The 4,401-nt window shown below is 52.1% G+C and carries 3 protein-coding genes and 1 pseudogene; all 4 read right to left on the reverse strand.

What is annotated here, in order from left to right; all coding sequences use genetic code 11:
• Positions 1-172 (reverse strand): annotated as a pseudogene (locus GOW98_RS25990) (IS6 family transposase); the annotation flags it as partial.
• Between the two features lie 31 nt (positions 173-203).
• Positions 204-335 carry a hypothetical protein gene (locus tag GOW98_RS25370; RefSeq protein ID WP_437436877.1) on the reverse strand — a complete coding sequence of 44 codons (132 nt, stop codon included), beginning with the start codon at positions 333-335 and terminating at the stop codon, positions 204-206.
• Between the two features lie 57 nt (positions 336-392).
• Positions 393-3,764 (reverse strand): AAA family ATPase, encoded by a 3,372-nt coding sequence (locus tag GOW98_RS25375; RefSeq protein WP_170337375.1) that lies wholly within the window; start codon positions 3,762-3,764, stop codon positions 393-395.
• Positions 3,765-4,086: 322 nt separating this feature from the next.
• On the reverse strand, positions 4,087-4,401 hold a 315-nt coding region (locus tag GOW98_RS25380; protein WP_170337376.1), incomplete at its 5' end, for a DDE-type integrase/transposase/recombinase.

Raw genomic sequence — 4,401 nt, forward strand, 5'->3', positions numbered from 1 at the left:
CAAACCTGTTCCACCAGTATCGGACAGTTTCGTGGCTCACGTCGATGCCTCGCTCATGCAGCAGATCTTCGACATTCCGAAGCGAGAGCGGGAATCGGATGTACAGCATCACCGCCAAGCGGATGATCTCGGGACTGGTTTTGAAGTACTTGAAAGAGGCAGGTCTGGTCATGGGCAAAAGCTACGCAACACCCCTACCCCGCTCAAGCAAAGTTCTTCTGACAAGACCCTTCGACATTCCTAAGCGACAATGGGAAACGGATGTACAGCATCACCGCAAGGCGGATGATCTCGGGACTGGTTTTGAAGTACTTGATTGAGGCAGGTCTGGTCATGGGCAAAAGCTACGCAACACCCCTACCCCGCTCAAGCAAAGTTAATCTGACAAGACCTTACTGTTTGAGTAGAGCATTGGCGTCCAAAAAATCAGGTGTCTCAAAGCCTTCAGAAAACCAGCTGCAAATTGGTGTCAGTAGTGATCTTGCCCGGGACTCGCAGTTTTGGTCTCGCCACAGTAAAGCAAGACTGGTAGCTGCTCGTAACTCCAGTGATTTTGCATGTTGCGCGTGCGCTCGGTCAATCGCCTTTTGAAACTGCAGTTCCGCGCTAGCAGTGTCACCAGATTCTAAGTGTAGGATGCCTTTTAACCGCTCCAGCTCAGCAAGGAAAAAGCGTTCTTGGTTTGAAGATTTAATAGCTTCGGCTTCCTCCATGGCAACCCATGCCGAGTCAAAGTGGCATGCGTCAATGCAGCTTGCAGAAAGGAAAGCAAGCCATTGAGTATCACCAAGCCCTGCACCCGTTTCGTGCCATTTTTTTAGCCCGGTTCTCAACTGATCCAAACCCTCCTCATACTCGCCCAACCCACATAGAGCGCGGCCCCGGCACATTCCTCCAAAGGCCAGCCAAGCCGCCAGACCATGTTCCCGGGCATGCGTGACGGCCGCTTCAGATGCGGACAGAGAAGCCGCGAACTCCCTGCGGTGATTGAGAATAACAGCCTTGAAGCTCAGCGCCCAACCGACACAATGGCTGACCGACAGATCTTGGCTGAAAGAGAGCCCTTCTTCTGCCATATGGACGGCACTGTCTGGGAACCCGCTCAACCACAAATTCCAGGCTGAGTACAACCTGCAAATAACACCAGCGCTATCGCCATGAATCGCGACTTCTTCCCGACGTTGCCGTTCACAAAGAGTGTCGTCAATTTCTATACCCGCTTGAAGGTGTTTCGCAGCTTCCTTGGATTGGCCTACGAAGAATAGGCTCGTGCCGAGAACTCTGTGTCCAAGTGCACGCCGCTGCGCATTGCCCTCTTGTTTAGCGAGAGAACCCAGCTTCTCTGCAAGGTTCAAAGCGTGTCGGTGTTCTCCTCTGGAGAGGCGATAGTTCCAATACCCCCTCAGAATTGGGAACAAGTCTTCCGTTCGGCCAAGGCGGTCACAAAGTTTGCGCGCTCGCTGATACGCCCTCCTCACTTCCGGCGCTGTCCAGCCCTTTGAGAATGTCAGAGGGACAGCCAATTTGGATTGTAGCTCTAACTCAACCTCCATCTTTCTGGTTGGATGATCAATGGCGGGAACCAATTTCAACCCAATGTTAAAATGCGCTATAGCCTCCACGTTTGAAGAACGAGCTATCGCTTTCTCACCGGCTTTGATCCAGAATTTAATCGAGGCATCATGCTTGCCTGCTTCCAAAAGATGGTAGGCCAATGTTTCAGGCCTTTTGCCCGCAATCTCTGGACGCATCGTTTCGATTACCTCTGCTGAAAGAGCGTGCAATCGTCGCCGTTTCGCCTTCAGCAAAGACGCATACGCAGTGTCACGGACTAGCGCATGCTTAAATTCATACTTCGCGTGAGGCGGTTTTCCCCGTTGTTGAAGCAGCCCGGCGGCCACGAGTCGAGCCAATCCTAGTTGCAATTCCTCATCTTCAATTGAAGAAACAGCAAGCAGCATTTCATAGTCGAATTCTCGACCAAGTACGGCACCAAATTGCGCTATCATTCGTAATTTGGGAGACTGGTCCAATCTTGCCATGAGGGAGTCCTGCAACGTTGCTGGGACAGCTGTATCCGACAGCTGGCCTTTTAACTCGAGACGTCCATTTCGCTTTTGTACGAAACTCGCCTCCAACATCGCTTTGGTAAGTTCTTCAACAAAAAGTGGCACTCCGTCAGTCTTGCCCACGATATGCTCGACCATTTCCTGAGGCAGTTGATCTCCTCCAGTTTGCAAATTTATCAGGTTTTCGACTTCAGTCCTCTTCAAACGATCAAGGACAATTGGGCGCATGCATCGGCGGCTTGGCCAGTGCGGTTTAAATTCCGGGCGAAAGGTGAGGATATTGAGGATTGGAGCATTTGTAGATTTTTCGAGTTGGAACGCCAACAACTCCAATGTTGACGGGTCCGCCCAATGCAAGTCTTCCCAAGCCAAAATGACCGGTCTTTTGCTGGCCTCGTCCAAGAGCCAAACAACGATTGCCTTCATCGTTTGCAATTTTTGCTGCTGCGGTGCCAGTCTTGTTGGCGGATACCTGTCGTCAGGAAGCGGAATCGACAACAATGAGGCTAGCAAAGGTATCACTTCAATCAACGGTAAGTTTAGACCGCGAAGAGCTCCTTCCAGTTTTGCCAACTTGCCATTGGCTCCATCTTCGCGGGCAAATCGCAACACGTGCTCCAAGTGGACGATAAGAGGGTAAAATGGACTGGTTGTATGATGGGGTGAGCAGCTGATCGTTATCCGTGCGTAGTCCGTTTCGCCAAACTCTTCGCGCATTGCTTCTAACAATCGGGATTTCCCTATCCCAGGCTCCCCGCTTATCAAAACAACCTGACTTGTACCTTCCCGACTCAACTGCCAAGCACGATTTAACAGGTCTAATTCATGCTTGCGCCCGACAAATGGACTGAGAGTACCGGAGTGTGCTGACTTAAACCGGGTCTCGGCTGCAGGCTCACCGACCACCCGCCAAGTCGCAACGGGTTTTTCAAATCCCTTGAGTCGTTGTGCCCCAAGTGCTTCAAAATCCAGCGCACCCCCGATTAGTTTGTGGGTAAAGGCATCTGTCACTACTTGGCCTGGTAAAGCCACATTTAGCACCCGGGCAGCCAGGTTAGGAGTTTCACCGACAACGGCATCCTTTTCCGTCGTGGTTTCGCCTACTATGTCGCCGATTACGACCTTTCCGGTGGCCACTCCGACTCTGGCCGTAAGTGATTGCTCGGAAACACTTTTTAAAGATTGCACCGCTTTTGTGACAGCCATTCCTGCGCGAACAGCACGCTCCGCTTGGTCCTCATATGCGCGCGGCCAGCCAAAGAAAGCGAGCACTCCATCGCCGAGAAACTTGGCAACATGACCTTCGAAACGAGCAACCAAACCGGCCACTGTGTCCTGATACCGTCGCATAACTTCATGCAGGTCTTCTGGATCGAGCTGTTGTGAGAGTGCTGTTGAGTCAACCAAATCGCAAAACATTACAGTCAGTTGTCGTCGCTCGGCATCAGCCGTGCGCATGGACGTTGACCTAATTCCCAAGCTCGTGGTTTCTGACGGTTCAGCTCTTTTTTCATCAAGAGCAGCGATGGCGCGCGACAACGACTTGCGATCGCCCATGGCTTCAACACCTAGTTCGATTAAATCATCTTCACCGAGGTATGGTAGGTGCTCAAATTTGATCCTGTTTTTGGCGAAGGATTCACTGTATTCGCCAAGGCCCAATTGTTCGAGCCACTCACCGACGTTATGAGACATGACTGCCTCTTGGACAGTTGAAGTGACTCCAGTCTATTAGGTTTTTGCTCTTCAAGCTATCTTGGCTGGGCGCGCGACCTTGTTGGGCAGTGGCAAGTTGACCGCGCCCTCCTCCGTCAAGCCCAGCAAGGCCATGAGATTCTTGCGATGTCGTCATTTCCGTAGCGAAATTGCTGCACCGTGGGTGCTGTCAGACAAATTCGAACCAGTCTCAGCCAGGCCAGTATAGCTGCCCCTTATGCCGCACCAAGTTCGCGCCACTCTGCGAGGGTGCTGTCAGACAAATTCGAACCAGTCTCTGTTTGCCGCAGAAACCGTGAACCTATCCGGAACAAAGTTGACGCCACTCGCTAAGAGCGGCGGTGCGTGTCAGCTTGAAGGTGTCTCGGCTGGTGAGCGATCGCTCCTGGTTGAAATGGTTGTTTACGGAGGAATGGACAGCGGCGAATTTCTGTAAACTTCGCATGCGCCTGAAACGTTGCATGGCGCGTTCACGCCGTCGAAACGGCAGGTGCGAATTCTCGACGCGGTTGTTGAGCCACCTGCCCGTCTGTTGTTTTTCGAGTGCACCCAGTTCTCTGAGCGCAGCCTTGTAGGACACGAAGCGATCCGTCACGATCTTTTCTAAACAGCCATG

The organism is Ruegeria arenilitoris (genome assembly GCF_013032445.1).
GTDB classification, from domain to species: Bacteria; Pseudomonadota; Alphaproteobacteria; order Rhodobacterales; family Rhodobacteraceae; genus Ruegeria; species Ruegeria arenilitoris_F.

Bases quoted from the DNA above. Each gene is read 5' to 3' on its own strand.
- GOW98_RS25370 (WP_437436877.1), bottom strand. From the start codon at position 335: ATGACCAGACCTGCCTCAATCAAGTACTTCAAAACCAGTCCCGAGATC.
- GOW98_RS25375 (WP_170337375.1), bottom strand. From the start codon at position 3,764: ATGTCTCATAACGTCGGTGAGTGGCTCGAACAATTGGGCCTTGGCGAA.